Annotated in this window: 10 protein-coding genes and 1 tRNA gene; 6 read left to right on the forward strand and 5 right to left on the reverse strand. The window is 57.7% G+C overall.

All coding sequences use genetic code 11. The features are described 5' to 3' along the window. Nucleotides 1-169 precede the first annotated feature (169 nt). Complete coding sequence (locus ASD86_RS10890) at nucleotides 170-3,469, reverse strand: DUF3883 domain-containing protein (RefSeq protein WP_056110259.1); 3,300 nt, start codon at nucleotides 3,467-3,469, stop codon at nucleotides 170-172. Nucleotides 3,470-3,645: 176 nt separating this feature from the next. On the opposite strand from ASD86_RS10890, the gene ASD86_RS10895 reads away from it, so the two are divergent. The 3 genes from ASD86_RS10895 to ASD86_RS10905 are packed head-to-tail and all read left to right on the forward strand — an operon-like array spanning nucleotide 3,646 to nucleotide 11,265. Then, complete coding sequence (locus ASD86_RS10895; RefSeq protein WP_056110261.1) at nucleotides 3,646-6,570, forward strand: ATP-dependent DNA helicase; 2,925 nt, start codon at nucleotides 3,646-3,648, stop codon at nucleotides 6,568-6,570. Then, nucleotides 6,567-8,555: a site-specific DNA-methyltransferase gene (locus ASD86_RS10900; protein ID WP_056110263.1), complete on the forward strand. Its 1,989-nt coding sequence runs from the start codon at nucleotides 6,567-6,569 to the stop codon at nucleotides 8,553-8,555. Before ASD86_RS10895 ends, ASD86_RS10900 begins: the two co-directional genes overlap by 4 nt. Further along, nucleotides 8,548-11,265: a TnsA endonuclease N-terminal domain-containing protein gene (locus tag ASD86_RS10905; protein WP_056110265.1), complete on the forward strand. Its 2,718-nt coding sequence runs from the start codon at nucleotides 8,548-8,550 to the stop codon at nucleotides 11,263-11,265. The genes ASD86_RS10900 and ASD86_RS10905 overlap by 8 nt, the downstream gene beginning before the upstream one ends. A 221-nt stretch (nucleotides 11,266-11,486) precedes the next feature. Here the strand turns inward: ASD86_RS10905 and ASD86_RS10910 are convergent, their stop codons facing one another. From ASD86_RS10910 to ASD86_RS10925, 4 genes are all read right to left on the reverse strand, one after another. Next, nucleotides 11,487-13,136, reverse strand: coding sequence for a hypothetical protein (locus tag ASD86_RS10910; RefSeq protein WP_056110267.1), 1,650 nt, complete (start codon nucleotides 13,134-13,136; stop codon nucleotides 11,487-11,489). A gap of 119 nt (nucleotides 13,137-13,255) precedes the next feature. Continuing rightward, nucleotides 13,256-13,735, reverse strand: a complete 480-nt coding sequence (locus tag ASD86_RS10915; protein ID WP_056110269.1) for a hypothetical protein — start codon at nucleotides 13,733-13,735, stop codon at nucleotides 13,256-13,258. Further along, nucleotides 13,732-14,985 (reverse strand): dsDNA nuclease domain-containing protein, encoded by a 1,254-nt coding sequence (locus tag ASD86_RS25935; protein WP_162253653.1) that lies wholly within the window; start codon nucleotides 14,983-14,985, stop codon nucleotides 13,732-13,734. The genes ASD86_RS10915 and ASD86_RS25935 overlap by 4 nt, the downstream gene beginning before the upstream one ends. Nucleotides 14,986-16,121: 1,136 nt before the next feature. Beyond that, nucleotides 16,122-16,198, reverse strand: a tRNA-Arg gene (locus tag ASD86_RS10925). Nucleotides 16,199-16,438: 240 nt separating this feature from the next. Here ASD86_RS10925 and ubiA point away from each other — a divergent pair. From ubiA to ASD86_RS10940, 3 genes are all read left to right on the forward strand, one after another. After that, on the forward strand, nucleotides 16,439-17,350 hold the full coding sequence (ubiA, locus tag ASD86_RS10930; RefSeq protein WP_056110273.1) for a 4-hydroxybenzoate octaprenyltransferase: 912 nt from the start codon (nucleotides 16,439-16,441) through the stop codon (nucleotides 17,348-17,350). A 140-nt stretch (nucleotides 17,351-17,490) separates the two neighbouring features. After that, a complete protein-coding gene (locus ASD86_RS10935) occupies nucleotides 17,491-19,560 on the forward strand; it encodes a CshA/CshB family fibrillar adhesin-related protein (RefSeq protein WP_235567720.1) in 2,070 nt (689 codons plus the stop codon). A gap of 224 nt (nucleotides 19,561-19,784) precedes the next feature. Beyond that, nucleotides 19,785-20,300, forward strand: a complete 516-nt coding sequence (locus ASD86_RS10940) for a Rid family hydrolase (RefSeq protein WP_056110276.1) — start codon at nucleotides 19,785-19,787, stop codon at nucleotides 20,298-20,300. Nucleotides 20,301-20,767: the final 467 nt, after the last annotated feature.

Here is a 20,767-nt window from a genome sequence, read left to right on the forward strand (position 1 = left end):
CCAATGCCCGAGCCCGTGGATCAGGACACTTGGTCGCGGTCGAGCTGGTCAGCAGTCTACATCGCCCCACTCGCCGGGGTATTGATACACCGTTTGACCAGTTACGTCTAAAAGCTGCCCGATGCAGGTACTTAGCCAAGCACTCTAGACAGAGCGGGCGAACCTAATGTCACTCCCGCAGACTGACCTGGGCAATCTCCGTCCACCCCCTGTCGAAGGTAAACGACTTGGCATTGCCTGCCGGATTCTGGATACGCAAGATTCGGCGATTTTCGGGATCCGTGGCGAACTCCACCACGTAGAGCCAGTATGCCTCCCGCTTCTGGATCGCATGATCGAATTGCGTGTGGGACAAGGTGACGGGGCGGTGCTCCAGGGAGCCGGTCATCGCCTTCACTTCGATCCAGCGTACAGGCTGGTTGTGGTCATCCTTGGCCAATAGATCGAAGCCAGCGTTGCCCGATTCGGTCGTATGGAGCTGTGGCTCAGCGTGAAGGATGTGCTTGATAGCCTCCGCTTCGATGCCCATGCGCTGAGACTGGCTGAGACCATCGGGGTCTTCCTCTTCCACGTCCGGATGAGTGCCGATATACGAGATGAAAGGACGCCCACCCAAGCTACCGGGAGTGCGCTTGCCATGTTCTCTTGTACCGGACTGGGAACTGCCGTTGGTAGATGGGCCAGAATGATTGCCGCCTGCGGAGCGGGAGCCGTCGCCACCGGTCACCGACGTCCTTAAGCTCCTGTGCTCATTGGTGGTACGGCCAGCATAGCCAGATTCAACATCGCCGCCGTCAGGGTCATGCGAACCTTCGGCGCTGTCTGGCATGTCATCGCCGTACAGATCCTTGTTTTCGTCATAGACGGAACCTTCTGGCGCGGGACTGGTTTCATCAGTATCGACAGGAATCATCGGTTCGTTAACCTCGGGCGATGTGCTGTCCACCCCGGAAGGTTGCGCAACGCCGAACTTTTCGGCCACCAATGCCGCCAGATCTGCTTCAGTCAGCTTGAATTTTCGCAGCAAGTCGAGTGCAGCGGGGTCAATATCGGCCTCTCTCGCCAACTGATCGATAACATTGGGCTTGAAGATAATCTTGGTTTGTAGGAATGGGTTTGCCTTCCAATCCAAGGACTCGAAGCTAATCAAATTGGGTTGGTGCAGCTCACCTTTTGCGTCTGGAACCCATTTCCCCTCAATAAGTCGCCGAATGAAATGGGCGTGGAAGTCCGTGTTGTAATTTCCGCGGTTCGTCCAGGTGTAGGCACCATCGAACTGCGACCTTCCTCCACGCGACTCCAACTCATCCAATGCTTCCCATAAGAGCCTCGCTCTTTCTCTGCGGAAATCATGAGGCAGCGTAGGCAATAGCGACAGCAAATCACCCAGCCCTTCTATATCCCAATCGATGCACCTGTCGCTTCGATACGAAGTGCCTGGCAGTCCCCTGGCTTCACGCAGCTGACGCAACTCGGCATGGCTAAGCGCGTTCACTTCTTGCTTTGTTCGCAAATGCCTGGCCGCCCCGCATGAATCCAAAAGCGTCCGTATACTCTCGCCGCGAAGCGCCGGGTAAGACGTATCTACGATAGAAATGTTGTCCACGCCAGCGAATAACTTAGACATACGATCCGAAGCGATGTATACCTCGCTTGGCATTGCCAAGTAGCTGCGCCCATCGCCAGTATCGACAGCCATTACAAAGCTCGCTGATTGCAACTCTTTGATCAGCTCGATGCGCTTTGCATTTGAGTCAGTCTTGAAGGCCGTCAATATACGCGCGATGTCATCATCGTAATTTTCGGTATCGATGGCCCCGCCTGCGGCTACCTTATATTTCGGCAAGACTTTCCGAATTACAGCATCCACCGGGTCTGGATGTTGGATGCCAATAGACTGAAGAAAATTCTGTGATTCTTCAGTATCACACACGCTGCGTCTAACTGTTAGAAACTCTGTTTCGTCATCCGTCGGCAGAAAAGCATTAGGCTGTCCATCCGTCTTCGCAATAACGTGCGTTCCATCGCTCAAACGAACAATGGGTGTATTCGCCATCAATGCCCGAACGTGGATCTGATCTTTCAGGTACTCGTAAGCGCCCTTGATCCACTCGTCGGACTGTGCCTCGAGGAACAGCTTCGGAAGCTTCGGGAAAATGTCGCGGGGAACGATTTCCTGCACCTTCAGCTCGTTCGTCGCATAGGTACGCAGGTCGTTTGCCTTGTCCTGAGTGATTTCACCGGTCAGCCATTCCGTGTCTGGCTCGCCGTAGAGAACCGAAAGTTGTTTGCTGTCGAACAAATCGCGCAAGTCGCTGGTGCGTCCCAACTTGACTTGGCTGGCCTTGGAGTAGCCGCCACTGTCGTTTGGTAAGAACGCCTCATTCTGAAAGGCTTGCAACACCGCATCGAACATCGGCGTAAACATGCCGCCTTCGGGGAACTTGGCCCTGTCCAGAGGCAGGCAACGCAAGGCATTGATGTCCAGCCGATTGTTATCACGCAGCCAGATCATGGCCTCGACCAGTAACGAGGCGGCTTCGGCAACCAAGTGATGGTTCCAAAGCTCGTCGCTCCTGATGTTGTCGCGGCTTGGCGTACTCTGAAACGGACCTTGTAGGTAGAAGCCGAGATTGGTCGCGTGGGCAGTGGGGAAGAACACGACGAGGGGCGACGATGGCAATGGCTGCATCGTCCATTTGTTCTTGTCGCCTTTTTCGGTGCTGGCAGAGAAGGCCAGCTCGATGCGACCCTTACCCACGTCCCGGTGGAACACCAGCCAATCCTGGTCTACATCTGCCGCGCCGGAGGCTTGGCCGATGACTTTGATCCGGCTGATGTTGGGACCCAGTGCTTCCGGCTCATCTCGCAAATACAAGCCGGAAGCGCCACCGTCGGTGCTCCAGGAAACCTCTCGGATGTGCCGCAGGAACAATAGGGAAGTCGCCCCCAGGGCCTTAAGGCCTGCGGTAATGCGGGCCTTGATTGCGGCCCTATCCGCCTTCAGCGGTAGGAAAATCTGGGTTTCATCTGCATCACGCTGCGTTCTGTCGACCCTGCTTGGGAAAACATAGGCGTCGATGACGAAATCTTCGTCACCGGAATGGATCTCCGGCAAATCCGAAACCTTGTACACCGACTTGAAGCCAAGCCCGAAGCGGCCAATCGAGTTCTCGTCCTTGGTGCTCTCGGAAATGTCACAGACGCTCCGAACATCGATCTCAGTGAAGGGGTGACCATAGTGGGACACCTCCAGCCGAGCATCGCTCAGGGCGAAACTGACCTGCCGGCAGCCTTTCCACCCCTCGCCACGGCGCTTAAGAGCATCCTCGGCGTTCTGGAGCAACTCATAGATGAAGTGGGTTTCGTCGTCATAGAGACTGGCAGCAAGGTCGCCTGACTTCTTCGCGCCTTTTTTGCCATAGTCCTCTCGATTCTGCCGGCAAATATCCTCGTAGTTCGATGCCACAGCGCTCCCCTTAACGTCCTACCCCCGTCTGGTGTCCGCAAATGTAGCTGAACGGTGCAAACTCTCGCCACTTCATGCGAGCATTGGGGCTTGGTTGCCCACCAGGGCGACGCCCCTGCTGGAAGGAGGGCGCCACCCTACAGGGCTTGATTCCGGAGGCCTGACAGGGGGCTTTGATGTCGGGGGACAAAGAGACGCTTCTTAGCGCGGCCAATCCACAACAGCGCGAGGCCATTCTCACTACGGAAGGCCCGGTGCTCATCATTGCGGGCCCAGGGTCGGGCAAGTCCTACACCCTGGTCGAGCGCATCGTCTACCTCATCACCCGCAAGGGCGTTGCTCCAGAATCGCTGCTGGTTGTCACCTTCACTGACAAGGCGGCGCGGGAGCTGACTACTCGCATCTCTAATCGGCTGGCCGAACTGGACATCAAGTTCAACCTGAACGAGATGTACCTCGGGACATTCCATTCCATCTGCCTGCGCCTGTTAGAAGACCATCAGGAATACACCCGCCTAAAGCGCAGCTTCACCCTTTTCGACCAGTTCGACCAGCAGTACTTCCTGTACCAGCGCATCAAAGAGTTCCGCGCCATTGCGGACGGCACCATGGTTATGGGCGATGACGGCATCGGTCGCTGGAACCAGTCCGAGAACCTGCTGCATTGGCTCAACAAGGTCGGCGAGGAGGCCTTGGACGCGGAGGCGCTCGCACAAGCGCCGGAGGTCGAAGTAAAGGCGTTGGGGCTGCTGTTCCGCCGCTATCAGGAGCTTCTGGCCGAGCACAACGCGCTGGACTTCTCCGGCATCCAGTTCGAGGCGCTGCAACTGCTGGAAAAGCACCCCCAGGTGCTGGAGGCCGTGCGAGCCAAGCTGTCCTACCTAATGGTGGACGAATACCAAGACACCAACACTATCCAGGAGCGGCTGTTGCTGCTGTTGGCCGGAGAAAAGAAGAACCTATGTGTGGTGGGTGACGACGACCAGGGTCTATACCGTTTTCGCGGCGCCACCATCCGCAACATTCTGGAGTTCCCTAAGCTCTTCGCCGAGGGCCAGTGCAAGCAGGTCCAGTTGACCGTCAACTATCGCTCGCACCCGGACATAATCCGCTTTTACAACGAATGGATGCTGGACCAGAAGTGGGACGACGGTGAGCGAAAGTATCGCTACGACAAGCAAATCCTGCCGCGCGAGGCTCGGTTTCCTGAGGTGCCTGCTGTACTGAAGCTCAGGGCCACGGATCCCGCCGGAGACAGCGCCCAGTGGCACGCTGAGGTACTGGCATTCCTAAATGCGCTGAAGGACTCGGGCAAGCTTACCGACTGGAACCAAGTCGCCTTCCTGTACCAGTCGGTGAAGAGTGACCGTGCCCAGGACCTGGCCCGCTTCCTCGAAGGGGCCGGCGTGCCGGTCTATTCGCCGCGCTCCAACCTGTTTTTCGAGCGCGAAGAAGTGCGGATGATGATCGGGGCGCTGATCTTCCTGTTCCCGCAGTTCGCGAAGGTGCGGGTATGGTCGGATGGCGCGACCTTGCCCATCTGGAACTACTACGACCAGCAGTGCTTCAAGCCGTTCGCCGACGAGCTGCGTAAGCCTGAGAACAGGGCGCTGCTGGAGTGGGCGCGGCCCCTGGCCAAGCGCCACGTCGTGCTGGCCCAAACCACTGACTATGCCTTCTCTAGCCTCTTCTACCAGCTGTTGCAGTTCCCGCTATTCTCGCGCTACCTGGGCGAGGAAGCGACCCACGGCGTGGACAAAGGGCGTGCGGCCCGCAACCTGGCGACCTTTTCCAGCCTGCTGACCAAGTTCGAGCACCTGCACTACGTCAGCGTATTGAACCCGGAGTGGCTGGAACGCAACTTACGCGATCTGTTCAACCACTACCTCCGCTTCCTGAAGGACGGCGGCCTCGGCGAGTACGAGGACACGGCTGACTACGCGCCCAAGGGCTGCGTCTCGTTCCTGACCATCCATCAGTCCAAGGGGCTGGAGTTCCCTGTGGTGGTGTGCGGCTCGATGGAGGCTGGCCCGCGCAAGCAGCACCGCGACATGGACGTGCTGCTGGAGGAAGGCGGCTATTTGTCCAAGGCCACGTTCGAGCCGTTGGAGCACATCAAGACCTTCGACTTCTCGCGACTGTTTTACACCGCCTTCTCGCGGGCGCAAAACCTGCTAGTGCTGGCAGCGCAGCAGCGCGGGGGAAAGGGCCAGCGCCGAGCGCCGTCGAAGTACTTCGAGCGCATGTTCGAAGAGCTTCCCAAGTGGCGTGACGTGGACCTGGGTGTACTGGACTACGAGCCGGTGAAGGAGATCAACCTCAAGCGCGAGTATTCGTTTACCTCACACATCACCGTGTTCGAGAACTGCGCGGAGCAATATCGCTTCTTTAAGGAGCTGGACTTTGCACCCATCCGCGAGAGCCAGATCCTGTTCGGTACGTTGGTGCACCAGACCATCGAGGACATCCACAAGACGGTGTTGCGGGGCGAGGAAGGCACGCTGGACGGTGACAGTATTGCCGGGTGGTTCTCGGCCAACTACGCCACGCTGTCCAAGAAGGAGCGTGTGTACCTGGCTGCCAGCTCCCAGCGGGCGGCACTGAACCACGTTTTGCGCTACTACGAGCGCGAGAAGGGCCACTGGGACAGGATCAAGGAAGCCGAAGTCGAGATTTCACTGGTCAAGGATAGCTATATCCTCAAGGGCAGCGTGGACTTGATTCGGGGCGAGAACGACACGGTCGAGATCATCGACTTCAAGTCGGAAAAAAAGCCGGACATGGAGAAGGACAAGGAACGGCTCAAGCAGTACCAAAGCCAGTTGCAGGTGTACGCCCATCTGGTCGAGGAACGCACCGGGCAGAAAGTCAGCCGGATGCACCTGTATTACACCGGCGAGGAAGGCGGCAACCCCTACGTCTCCTTTCCGAAGGATGATCGTGCCATCGGCAAGACCATTGGCCGGTTTGATGACATCGTGGCCCGCATAGAACGGCGGGACTACCAGATGGCGGCCCGACCGGCCAAGCTGTGCGTCGAATGCGACATGCGTGCCTACTGCGACAACAAGAATTGGAAATTCAGGAAGACAGGATCATGAGCAAGACCACCACCATCGCGCAGGGCGACCTGTCACTGAGTAAGCCCGACGGCAGCACCACCAACGTCGAGAAGTACGAATTCGAGCCGATCAAGGGCTATCCGATGTTGAACTGGCGCGGCAAGCGTCCGTTCACGGCGACTCAGTTCTATCCGGCGCAGCTGAAGGAAGTACATGGCGAAGAGGTGGACGGCTGGCGTAACAAGATTTTCTGGGGCGACAATCTTCAGGTGATGAGTCACCTGTTAAAGCAGTTCAGGGGTAAGGTCAATATGGTTTATATCGATCCGCCATTTGACTCAAAAGCAGACTATCGAAAAAAGATTCATCTAAAAGGCAAGACGGTCACGGGTGACGTCGCGGCCTTTGAAGAGAAGCAGTATGGTGACCTTTGGTCTAACGATGAATACCTCCAGTTCATGTATGAAAGGCTGGTTCTTCTTCGTGAGTTGCTTACAGAAGAAGGCAGCATTTGGGTTCAATGCGACTGGCATCGCAGTCATCACATACGTTGCTTGCTTGAGGAAGTATTTGGTCCGGAAAATTTCTTAAACGAGGTCGTCTGGCAGCGGACTGACCCGCATAACGATGCCAAGAGTCGACTTGGAATAATTCACGACACCATATTCTGGGTCGCCAAGAAGAAGGAGAAAGCGTTCTACGACTGGCAGGCTGCTGCCGGTAATCTTTCTGCTTCAGCGCTCAGCGAATATAGCTTAGTTCGCTTGGATGATGGCTCGGTGGTCACCTATTCGGAAGAAACGAAAGAGCTTGGCAAGCGATTTAAGGTAGAAAATACAACCTACAAAGGGAAGGACTCTAAGCGGCAATTCGAGTGGCGTGGGGTCCGGCCGTCGCCTAATCGTGTTTGGGCGTATGCCTCTCCCGAGGAAATGGATCAAGCCCTGGAGCGTGGGGATCTTTATCTTCGCGATCTGAATAAGGGTTCTACTCGCTGCAAGGTCTTCTTTCTAGAGGAAAGTAACGGCCGTCTATTGCAATCGATCTGGACTGACTGTGGCCGGATGAAGGGTGGATCTGACTACCCCACCCGCAAGCCCGAGCAATTGCTGGAAAGAATTGTTACCGCTGGCTGCCCAGTTGGAGGGATTGTTCTAGACACATTTGTCGGATCAGGAACTGCCGCTGTGGTAGCTCAGAAACTTGGCCGTAAGTTTATTGCAGCCGACATCAACCTTGGCGCAGTTCAGTCGTCAACTAAGCGATTGAATGGTTCTGCAGAGGACCTTCGCCAGCAGTCTCTTCTGGATGGAGAGAAGCGGTTTTCCGGATTCGAGGTTTACAACGTCAACAACTACGATATTTTCCGGAACCCGACCCAAGCAAAAGAACTGCTGCTTGAAGCACTGGAAATCCAGAAGCTGGAGTTCAGTGCTGTGTTCGATGGCGAGAAGGATGGACGCATGGTGAAGATCATGCCCGTCAACCGAATCTCCACCAGCGCCGACCTCAATGAGCTGATCGCTGGCTTCGACTACAAGGCTTGGGAACGCCGCAAGGCTGAAGCGCCCACGCGCCCGGTCGAAAAGGTCACGCTCGTCTGCATGGGCCACGAGCCCGACCTGGCAGCCCAGTTGGTGCTAGCTGCCAAGCCATACCTGATCAACGTGGAAGTGGTGGACATTCTGCGCGACAAGTCCAACCTGGAGTTCAAACGGGATTCCGAAGCCAAGGTCGTCGTCAAGAACGGCGAGCTGGCCATCGAGCGCTTCTACCCGATGAGCCTGCTGCAAAAGTTGTCCTTGCAGAAGGAGTCGGCCGGCGAATGGCGTGAGTTGGTCGAATCCGTGCTGATTGACTGGAACTATGACGGCGCGGTACTGCAACCGGCCGAGGTTGACATCCCGGACAAGAATGAGCTCGTCTCCGGCAAGTACAAGGTGCCGGCCGACGCGGGTACCATCCGCGTCAAGATCACCGACCTGCTTTCTGAATCGTGGGAAGGAAACATCGGAAATGGCTAAGGGCACGCGCAAGGCCGCCAAGGAAAGCCCGTCGAGCGTGGCCGCCTCGCTCGACTTCGCTTTCTTCCGCTTCCTGTGGCAGTTCCATCAGGCCAACAAAGGCAACATCCGTAAGAGCTATCGCGAGCTGACCCGCAAGTTCCTCGACTTCAATGACCCCGAGAAGAACCCCAAGGCCTTCCTGCGCCAGCCGCAGTTCGAGGCGCTGGAAACCTACGTTTTCCTGAAGGAATTCCTAGGCAACGCAAAGGTCGAAGAAATCTTCAAAGCATGGTACGAGCGCAGCGGCAAGTTCGAGGGTCGCCAGTTTGGTTCGTTTCGCGGGACCGCTGGGCAGGAGATGTTCCAGTTCGGTGACTCCGATGAGCTTGAGCTGAGCTCATACAAGACGCTGTTCGACCGCATGCGCAAGAACAGCCGGATGTACTCCAACTACATCTTTGCACTGACCATGGGTACAGGTAAGACCATCTTGATGGCGACGTGCATCTTTTACGAGTTTCTGCTTGCCAACAAGTTCCCGAAGGATCCCCACTTCTGCCACAACGCGCTGGTGTTCGCCCCGGACAAGACGGTGCTGCAATCGCTGAAGGAAATCGAAGGCTTTGACCTGTCCGGCGTCGTGCCATCGGAGTACGTCTCATGGATGACCGCGAACCTGAATTTCCATTATCTGGAAGAAGCCGGCACTTCACTGGACACGATGGACAGGTCAAAGTTCAATATTATCGTCTCTAATACCCAGAAGATCATTCTCAAACGCCAGCACAAGAACAGGAACGCTACCGACAAGCTGTTCGGAGCCACGGCAGAAATCCTCACTCCGTCCAGCGTGTACGACGAAAACGCCGACCTGTATGGCTTCGACCAGCCGGAGGATGAGGCCGATCTGACCACCAACCAGCGTTTCGAAAAGCTGCGCCGGCTGGAACAACTAGGTATCTATGTAGACGAGGCCCACCACGCCTTCGGCAAAAGCTTGGCCAAGGACATGGGCGTCGGCCAAAAAGAAGCAGACACCAGCCTGCGTACGACGATCGACCAACTGGCCAAGAGCTTGAAGAACACCGGCACGCATGTCGTGGCTTGTTTCAATTACACCGGCACTCCCTACGTCGGCCGCGAAGTTCTTCCAGAAGTGGTGTACGCATACGGACTAAAGGAGGCCATCGACAAAGGTTTCTTAAAGAATGTCGAGCTGCACGGTTACACCAATACCCGGACCGACGAGTTCGTGGGCATTGCTATCGAGGAGTTCCTGAAGCAAACAGCCGACCTAGAACCGGAAGGCTTGCGGCCGAAGATCGCATTTTTCGCAGGCACAGTGGAAGAACTGACCGGCGAATTGAAGCCCGCCGTCGAAGCTGCTCTCGTCAAACACGGCATTCCCACCTCACGCATTCTCGTGAATGTGGGTGACGAGAAAATCACTTCCAACGACGATATCCGCGAGTTCAATCGGTTGGATACCGAAGGATCGGAAAAGCAATTCATCCTCCTGGTCAACAAGGGTCGCGAGGGTTGGAACTGCCGCTCCCTGTTCGGCGTCGGCTTATTTCGCCAGCCGAAGTCTAAGATATTCGTCCTGCAAGCCACTATGCGCTGCCTACGTTCCATCGGCCAAACCCAATACACGGGTCACGTTTTCCTCTCCAACGATAACCTGAAAATTCTTAATGACGAGTTGCAGCAAAACTTCCGCATCAGCACCGACGAGTTGCAGAAGAAGGACAACAACAAAGAGCGTGTTCAAATCAAGGTGGTTCTTCCGTCCGTGAAGATCAAGCTGGTTCGCGTGCGCAAGCAGTTTGAAATGAAGGAGAAAGCGTTCAAGCCCGGCGTCGCGCTGGGGGTAGACAGGACAGATACTGATGCCTGGAAAGAGTTGACGGAAAAGTACCGCCTGCTGGAAACGCGACAGGGAGGACTGAGCTTGGAAGATGCCGCACAGTCCGGGAAGGTGGACATCCGCGACTTGACCGACCGCCGCCATAAGCGCGAATTCTCGCGCCTGACCTTGGTAGCAGAAGTGGCTCGCTATCTCAATCGCAACCCACTGGTAGTGGAAGACCTGCTGGATTCCACCAAGGAAGGCACGGACGAGTTGGTGGTCATCACCAACGAGTTCAACGAACTTCTGTACGACGAGATCATCCCACGGTTGTTCAAGCTGTTGTATGACCTGGACGAAACCAAGCAAACCGAGGAGCACGAGGTCGAACTGATCAAACTCCCGCCGCAAGGTTATTACGAGGTCAATGCCGCCAAGGACAAAATAGTCCGCCTGACAGACAGCAGCATTACGAACGACTTCAAGGAAAAGAGCTTCCACCTGGACGCCTACTGCTTCGACTCCGGCTCCGAGCGGCAGTTGTTCTGGGACTTACTCCAGCACAGTAAGGTCAAGAAGATCTACTTCACGGGCATGTTGACCCACGGCCAATCCGATTTCTTCATCCAGTACATCGACCCGGAAAGCCACACCGTTCGTAGCTACTATCCCGACTTCCTATTCGAACGTATCGAGGAGGACGGCACGACCACGTACGTCATCGTTGAGGTGAAAGCCGATAACCAGATCGACGACGCGGTAGTGCGGGCTAAGAAGGACTTCGCCAGCCAAACCGCTGTCGCCAGCGGCATGGAATACATGCTGATGAAGTCTACAGATGCCGATACTAGCAACGTCGCTTCACTCCTAAACGCTTGAGCAACGCTTGTGGACTGCCACGTGCGACCAAGCAGGCTCTCGGGCGTTCGCTCCATGATCCATGAGCTGCCCTTGAAGGCGCCAAATGTGTCCGGTGTACCCTGCCATGGAGAGAGTGGTTTAAACTTGGAAGCCATGGGCGCGTCAAATTCCGCGGTCAACCACAGCGCTCACGTCGAGCCGCGAAGCGGCTTCGATTAAAGTTGTTCGTTGTCGAGTATCTACAACCTGGGCGATTCAATCCCTAAGAACATCGGGTGATCAAGCCCGACAAAGTCTGGCGTCCACTCTGTGTCGTCTTGCCCTTGGTCATAGCGATGGTTCGTAGTGGAATAGATCACCTGCGCGGACCGCTCAGATGCTAGCAATTTGATTTGCTTTATGTACTCCGCTAGATCATCACGAGATATATCCTGTTGCCTGGGTGTATCTAAGATGAAAAATCGAGGACCCGGGTTCTCAGGTTGCGTTACTACATCAAACGCAGCAGTGCGGATCGCAAGAATTATTCTTGTGAGCGTGCTTCCCTTGAACTTCGTGACTTTTTGGCCGCCGAATACCACATTGAAATCACGATCCACTTGAACGTCCAAGCTGACGTTTGGCGTACGAAGGACGCCCAGCCAGAATTTGATCCTCTCGGCGATGGCCGTTCGAATTCTCAGGAGGTCGAGATCGGCCGCGCTTGAGTGCGCGTCCAGATTTGACAAGCGCGAATGCACTTTTTCGCGTTCATCAAGTTTCGCTACATAGTCAGACTCTATTCGGATCAGCTCCTCTTCCAGTTGGCTGGCTCGCCGTAGTTGTATTACTTGCTCCGTCAACTGAGAGACCGCCCCTACCAGGGTGGCTACGGACGACTGATTCACCGAATCAAGACGCTCCTGTCTCGCCGTAGAAATTTCAAGGTCCAATCGTGATAGCTCACGCACGATCTCATTGGTTCTTCGCTGATGAATTAAATTGCTTCGCTCAAGATCTTTAATCTGATCCTTCAGATAGAGCAAGCTCTTGCCGTACGTGGCCGAGCTCCGCACAAAAAGGCCGCAGTTTTCGCTGGCACAAATAGCGTCGAACGATGCGAAGACACGCCGCGCCTCCTCGTTCAATGAAAGAGTGTCGGCCTCTACCTCGATTTCGTGCTTGATCTGTTCAAAGCCACGCACGCGCGCCTCCAGCTCTAATCGCTCTTGCGCTAATTCACGCCCCTGCTTCTGCAGCCTGGCGATGCGAATATCGAGTTCAACATCAACCTGCTCAGATAGATCGCCACCTCCGCGCAATGCCTCAAGACCATCGATAGCAACCTTTAGGTCAAGATTAATTTCCGGAACTGATCGGCGTGGCCCCCCAAGATCAGACACCAGTTCAGCCATGCTTTTCTCCGATCGAATAATGGCCCGATCGAGATACTCAAGCTGGTCTTTCAACTCGTTTCTTGCGCGCCTTTTATCGAACGAGTTCCTGGGGCCAAGGCTAAATACCAGGCGCATTGCCTCTGCGTACTGATTCTTGATGAATTTTTGCGCAGAATAATATTCATCCGAATAGCCGTGATCTTGATCCAAGTAAAATAAAGGCAAGATCTGCGGGCTATAAATGTGAGTTGAGGCGCTTGCAACTGTTGTCAGAACAGGATCTTCCAAGCGCCATAGAGACAAGAGGAAGCGACTGTACTCGCGCTCGCTTATGAATTCTGCCGTAGCTCCGTCTGGATCCTCGACTATTACGTCAAAAGGTCTTTTAACTTTCCGAGTAATGATGAATTTTCGGTCGCTGACCATGACCTCCAAGATGACGTCATCGCATCGCTCGATGATGTCATCGCGGTATTCGACCTTATATCCAAGTGCGAAAACGATCGACTGCACTAGTGGAGTCTTTCCAGAACCATTGGGTCCAAACAATTGAGTCGCTCGCTTGCCAAAGACAAGCTTTCTCGAGGACCACGCTGTAGTCCCGCGACCGACAATCCGGAGGCTAATAAGTTTCATGCGGGGCTCAGCCTCAGCTGCCTCTCGGTGCGGATGTTGCGATAGCTTCTTTCTACGGAAATCAAATTGGAAGCCAGATCTCCGCTCGCTGAAATAGCTCGGTCAATGACACTCCGACCGGCTGCCGTCGCAGATATTTTTTTACTTGTCGAGTCTACTTCTACCAGTTCGGCCTGTTCTAAGAACGCCAGCGCCTGGACGGTCCTTACCCGAAGAGATGCAGACCAGCCCAGATGCTGGGCCGAGCCGCGAAATCCCGGAAATGTTCGCTCATAGCAATCGCCGATGAGCTGGCCGATCTCTTCAGAGGCCGGCTTTACGTGGCCCTTTGAAATCATCAGTATGGTGATGGCGATAAGTGGAAGATGAAACATTGCTTCATTATTGAGTCTCGGCGGCGGCGACCCATGCGTATAGTCGAACTCGATTTCAATTCCATCGGCTCTGATCTGGCTAAAGAACTCCGCGAACTTCATCGAGATTCACTCCTCACCAGCTCTGCCAGGACGCCACCTGTAAGCATCTCTTCTGTGAGAGCTAATCCAAGTGAGTTTGTAGATAATTTCGACTTCAACGCATCGACCTCTACTTGCAGCCCAGAGAACGACACTTCTCCACGAGCCCATCGAACATAGATTCCATTGAGAGCATGTTGCAAGAAGCTGATTTCTCGCTCGTACGTATGACGGTAAGTTCTGAACCAGGTATCCCAGGATATTTTCCAGCGAGATGCCGTTTCGATGAGCTCCGGGTTGGCGCCAGCTTGGCCGAGCTTTCGCTGAAGGATAGAGGCATTCTTTAGCGCATTGCTGTCTCCCTCGCTGAGAAAATTTTGATAAGCGCCCCGAGAAATCGGTAATAGGTCCAGGAGGTCATCGACCCCGACTCCGGCAAAGTCGTCTAGATCTTCTGAAGTCAGCTCATGTAACATTTTGCGACTTGATTTCTTTTGAACCAAGCCTAACAATTTCGTCACCAACTCAATACCCTCGGTATGAGTTAGATCGATCTCGCTAAAATCCCAAACGGCTTTCACTGCCTTGCTTTCAAAATGGGGATGATGAGGGTCGAGATAGTCATGACCTGCGGACAGACGTAGCTTGCCTATGCAGGCATGCGCGATACTCATCTCGAAGGGGTGCGTAATTCCGAAAATAGCGCTGTAGTTATCAGCTAGGTATCGAACCGTGCGTTCGCTTACATCACCAATACGAATAGCCTCTGAAATCTGTTCTACTTGGTCTTCTAGGTACACATTGGTGAGGAATGTTACGGTTTTGCATGCGTCACTGAAATTCACCGTATGTTCCAAAAGCTTGCCGACAAAGCTCCCTCTAATTTTCTTCAGCTGCTCAGATGTGGCCGCCTTCCCAACACAACCGCCTGGCGCGTGAGCGGCCTTCACGACCGCCGGAAGTTTCTGAGGTACTCCGAAGAGCTCAAGTCGGCTCCATTGATGCTTTTTCGCTCCTTTCGTTTTGACTTGGACAAAGTGGTAAGCCGATCCTTCATGAAGCGATTCACGTATCACGAAGTCTTCTTGATAGTCGCAGTACACCCGATCGAACGCTTTCCCCTCGAGGAGGCGTAAGCATTCCAACGCTGCTGCTCGGAACTGGCACTCAAATCGTGCGATCACTTCTCGTCCCACGAGCTCGCGGGGCTTAACTTCATGCAACTGCGGCCGACCAGCTTCATCGGAGCCGCCGCCTCCATTCTTGGCCATCCTGGCTCCCCCTGATCGAGCTGGCATAGTTCTGCTCAATCTTCAGCTCGGCGGGCGAGAAGGTCAAATCTGGAGCGGAACGAGGGCATGTGGCGGCGCACTGCCTTGAACTTGATCGACGGAATTGAAGAGCAATGGCAGTAAAACTGGCTACTCCGTCACCCACCAATCTCTGATGACGCGAGATCGCTTGCCGCCGACAAGCGACTGGTCAGGAGCCCAGCAGAATCGCGTCCTGGCAAGGAGGGGCAGCGTTGTAAGTGAAGCCAGTAACCCGCCGGCAGGATATTCCCTGCCGTGAAGAGACTGGTTTGAAAACGGGAGCCGTGGGCGCGTCAAAATGCCGCCTCAAACATTGGTGGTCGTACAGTCGGGCGTACCTATTGGCTCGACCGTCAGATTTGAGCCGTGGAGCGGTTTCAGTTCAGTTTAAGAACTTGTGATTGTTGGCCGCGAGCAGTGTCGTGCGTGGTTCTCTGTGTAGACACAGGAGGCTCTGCCATGGCGGGGAAACCGTACTTTGAGATTTATCAAGAAGGCTTGAAAGTTGGTGAGCGCCGCTCATTGGCGAATGCATTTTTGGCCGGGTCGCTAACCCATCGTCAATGGCGTTGGCGGTTGGTCGGTGGAAATGGTGAGCCGATGGCCTGCGGGGAGTCATACCCCGACAGGGACTCGGCGATGCGGACGATCAGCATCATTGCGAATTTGGACGGTGCTGAGGTGAGGGAAGTCAACGGCTAAAGAATTGTGAGCCATCGTTCGTTCCGTACTTTAAAACTCGATGGCGAAACCAGTTGAAGTTGGACGCAATAGGCCGCGATCGACGGCACCAGGGAAGGCTGCACCCATCCAGAGCCTGCGTCATTGTTCGAATCAAGCGGTTTGACGCCGTATTTGGGGCAAAACGTCAAAAAAACTGTTGACTCAGACCATTGCTAAGTCACTGATTCGTATAGGCGTCCATTGGTCGGCCGACCACAGGTCCGGAGAAAACGGCCCGGAGAGAGGCGAAAAAATCGCCAAACAGCCCCTCTGTGGATAACTCGCCGACCAATGAAAAACGACAAAAGCCTCGGAAGTAAGGCATTTTTCGTCGTAGCGACGAGGCGTAGAAAAAGTTGAGGCTGGGAGTTTGGCGCGCCTGGAGGGATTCGAACCCCCGACCAATGGCTTCGGAAGCCACTACTCTATCCGGCTGAGCTACAGGCGCGTTGTCGGTGCGCACGGAGCAGATCGTCGTGCGGCCGGGCATTCTAACGGAATCCGGCGGTTTGGGTGATGGTCTGGTGCGATGAGGTGATCGCAGGGGCCAAGGGCCGGGGAGCTTGGCGGGACGTGGGGACGCCGGGCGCGGGACCTGACCGGCCAGGCCCGCGCCGACGAGGCGAACCCAGCGCCACCAAGCACCGCCAAGCCTGCGCGTCCGACCCGCACGTTATTCTAGGCGCCTATGGAACACGCTCATTCCCCCATCCCCGCGCCGGACTGGCGCCGTCGCTTGTCGCTGTACTGGAAACTGACCCGCGGCGATCGGCCGATCGGCTGGTTGCTGTTGCTGTGGCCGACCTGGTGGGGGCTGTGGATCGCCGCCGAGGGCGTGCCGCCGCTGTGGACCTGGTTCGTGTTCAGCGCCGGGGTCTGGTTGACCCGGGCGGCCGGCTGCGTGATCAACGATTACGCCGACCGCTGGCTCGATCCGCATGTCGAACGCACCAAGCACCGGCCGCTGGCGACCGGCGAGGTGCGCGGGCGCGAGGCGCTGGCGGTGTTCGCGGCGCTGATGCTGGTGGCGTTCGCGCTGGTGCTGACGATGAACCGGCTGACCATCTTGATGAGTTTCGTCGGCGTGGTGTTGGCGGCCAGTTATCCCTACCTCAAGCGCTACACCTATCTGCCGCAGGTCTATCTGGGCATGGCGTTCGGCTGGGGCATCCCGATGGCGTTCGCGGCGGTGCGCGGCGAGGTGCCGCCGCTGGGCTGGCTGCTGTATGCGGCCAACATTCTGTGGTCGACCGCGTACGACACCTGGTACGCCATGGTCGATCGCGAGGACGATCTGAAGATGGGCTCCAAGTCGACCGCGATCTTGTTCGGCGACATGGATCTGGTCGCGATCGGCGTGTTGTACGCGTTGATGTTCTGGACCTTGTACCTGGTCGGGCAGCGCGCCGAACTCGGGGGTTGGTACTACGCCGGGCTGGCGGTGGCGGCGGCGTTGGTGGCGTACGAGTTCGTGATCGCGCGCCATCGCGAGCGCGAGCCGCTGTTCCGTGCGTTCCTGCACAACCATTGGGTCGGGCTGACGATTTTCGCCGGCTTGGTGACGGACTATCTGGTGCGTGCCCACGCGGCCGGCGGCTGAGCCTGAACAAGCGCCATGTGAATCTGGCGTGGTCAAGATTCGCTAAGGGGTTTGGCACACTTCCGGCGCATAGATGGCCCGGCGGCAGTGGCCGGGTCGCGGTTCGTGCAGGGTTTGCGTCCTGCGCGGACATTCCGTCCATGACCCGGGGCTACCTGATGTCAGCAGTCGCCGTATCGCCCACGCCGCGCCGTGGCGCGCGCTCGTTATCGTTGTTCGCCGTGATCGCGCTGGCCGGCTTGGCCATCGCGTTGCCGCAGTCGGCCCAGGCGCAATTCGCGACCGGCGGGGCGGGGCGGTTCCGGCCCAACATCCTGTGGTTCGACTGGGGCACCAACGCGGCCAATATTCCGCAGGCCGGCACCTCGGTGACCAACGTGTTCAACGTGTCCGGGCAGGAGCTGCGGGTCACCTGCGCGCTCAGCAACATCAGCGGCGGCACCGCGCCGTCGCTGCGCATCTACCGCCCCGGCGGCTGGAGCGGCGACGGCCTGGACGATCTGTACAACGTCGGCGGCATCGGCGGCGCGAACACCATGGACATCGGCCTGCGCAATCGCGTCGACGCGACCACGGTGAACTTCAACTTCGCCTGTTCGGCGACGATCGGCGCGCCGGGCCAGACCAATCCGCCGGCGTTCGCGCTCGACGGCCTGGTGGTGGCCGATGCCGAGCAATCGGCGGGCACCGAGTACCTGCAGGCCACCATGGCCACCACCAACGCCGGCCAGCCGACCACCTGGCGCATCATCGACCGCTTCCGCACCGCCGGCTGCACCACCGGCACGCCGACCACGCTGACCAATAACGCCGGGTCCAGCACCTTGCGCTTCGGCGCCTCGACCAACTGCGCCAGCGGTCCGATGGGCGTGGCGTTCATGGAGAACGCGACCAGCGCGGCGGTCGAGTTCCGCGGCGGCGGCGGTTCGGCGGTCGCGCTGGGGGTGTTCATCGTCGACGCCAGCGATCGTGGCGACGCGCCGGCCAGTTACGGCGAGCCGGTGCATCTGTCGCAGTTCACCTGGAGCGGCGGCACGCTGACCGCGGGCACGACCACCGACATCAACGCGAGCGGTTTCACCCTCGCCAGTCTGGTGCCGCCGAGTACGCGCCTGGGCAATGCCCTGGACTCGGAGGCCAACACGCCGTTCTCGGCCAATGCCGACGGGGACGACCTGGTCGGCACGCCGGACGACGAGGATGCGTTCGCCGCGCCCCTGGGCACGATCGCGGCATTACCGGGCCAGACCTACACCTCGCCGGCGGTGGCCTGCACCGGCCCGGGCACGGTGCGCGGCTGGATCGACTTCAACCGCGACGGCGACTTCAACGACCCGGGCGAAGTCTCCAGCAACAGCCCGACCTGCACCGGCACCAGCACGGTCGCGCTCAACTGGACGGTGCCGGCGACGGTCCAGTCCGGCCTGAGCTTCATGCGGCTGCGCATCGCCAGCAATGCGGCGCAGATCGCCACGCCGATCGGCACCGCCAATGACGGCGAGGTCGAGGATCACCCGCTGACCCTGGCCACGGCGCGCCTCACTCTGGTCAAGCAGGTCGCCGCGCGCGCTAATGCGGCCGACCAGTTCACGGTCAGCCTGTTGCAGAGCACCAGCGTGCTCGGCAGCGCGGCGACGTCCGGCAGCGGCAACAGCGCCAGCACCGGGGCGATCGCGGTCAACGCGGGTACCGGCTACAGCTTGCGCGATGCGCTCAGTGCAGGCGCCACGCCGTTCGCGCGCTATCAAAAATCGGTTGCGTGCGTCGCCAATGCCGGCAGCAGCGGGGCCGTGCCCACGCCGGGCGCGCCGAGCGGCAACGGTCCGGTCGACTGGAGCCTGACGCCGAACGCCGGCAACGACCTGACTTGCACCATCACCAACCGCGCCGCGTTGATCGCGTTGCAGATCAGCAAGGACGACGGCGGCCAGGCCAGTTACACGCCCGGTTCCACCCGCAACTATGTGGTGACCGTGCGCAATACCGGTCCCGACCCGGTGGTCGGCGCGCAAGTCAACGATCCGCTACCGGCCGGGGTCACGCTGACCGGCGCGTGGAGTTGCAGCGCCAGCGTGGGTTCGGCTTGCGGCGCGGTGTCCGGTGGTGCGGCGGGAGGCAACGCCGTAAGTTTGACCGTGGATCTGCTGCCGGGCGGTTCGGCGACGATTACGGTGCCGGTGGTGTATAGCGCTAATCCTGGGGATTACTGATCGCCGGTTGTGCGGCGGGGCTTGGGGTTGGTCGCGATCGGGTTAAGGGTTTGCCGGTGCGCGGTGTTGGCGGGATGGCGCCGTGTTTGGTGGGGTGCGGTCGCGGCTTGCGCCGCTCCTACACGGGGCCCGTGAGGCGGCGACGGCGAAACCGCGATTGCGGGCAATGACGGCGCGGCCGCGGTGGCGTGCAATGACGGCTCCCGTGGTCACCGAGTCTTGCCATGCGCGATCGTCTGCGTTTGTTGGTTCTGTCCATCGCCTTGTGTTGCGCGGGCGCCGCGTCCGCCCAATCGGCGAGCGCGCCGACGCGCGAGCATTTCGCGCCGAAGGATTGGGAAGGCTCGTACCACGATCTGCATTATTCGCCGGTAGTGAAGATCGGCGACCGGGTGATCGTGTCGGGCATTCCCGCGCTGGAGGGCGCCGACGACGAGGCCAAGGCGCGCTGGCTGTTCCAGCAGTTGCAGTCGCATCTGCGCGCGGCCGGGGCGAGCCTGGACGATGTGGTGGAGCTGCAGAGCTTCCACGTCGCCCGCGATCACGAAGAGTTCCGCCGCCGGCTCGCGCCGGTGCTGAAAGTGCATCGCGAATTCTTCAAGGATCACTACCCGGCGTGGACGGCGGTGGCGACGCCGGGGTTGTATTCGAAGGATGCGAGTTTTGAGTTGCGCGCGGAGGCGGTTATTGGTTCTGGGCGGGCGGCCAGGGCGGAGATTGCGGTGCCTAAGGGGCCGTAGGGTTGCTTGGATTGGGTGCGCCGAACGTTCAGCGCTTTCGGCGTTATCTCTCCGGGGCGTCATTCCCGCGAAGGCGGGCTCCGCTTTATTTCGGCCTAGCCGAACATCAAGAGCCTTCAGTCGTCTTTCCAGAACGTCATTCCCGCGAAAGCGGGAACCCAAAGCCTTCAGCGTCATCTGTCCAGAACGTCATTCCCGCGAAGTCCGGAGTCCAGAGCCTTCAGCGTCATCCCTCCAGACCGTCATTCCCGCGAAAGCGGGAATCCACTGACTTCAAGCGTTCTCGCATGAAAGGCACTGGATTCCCGCCTTCGCGGGAATGACGGTAGGTAAGGGCGGTCGGTCTGGAAGAGGTGTTGCTTCGGATAAATTACGTAAAAAGCAGTCATAGCGAATTACGCTCTTCCCGACTCCCGACTCCCGACTCCCGACTCCCGACTCCCGACTCCCGACTCCCGACTCCCGAT

It is taken from the genome of Lysobacter sp. Root690 (genome assembly GCF_001427785.1).
GTDB lineage: Bacteria > Pseudomonadota > Gammaproteobacteria > Xanthomonadales > Xanthomonadaceae > Lysobacter.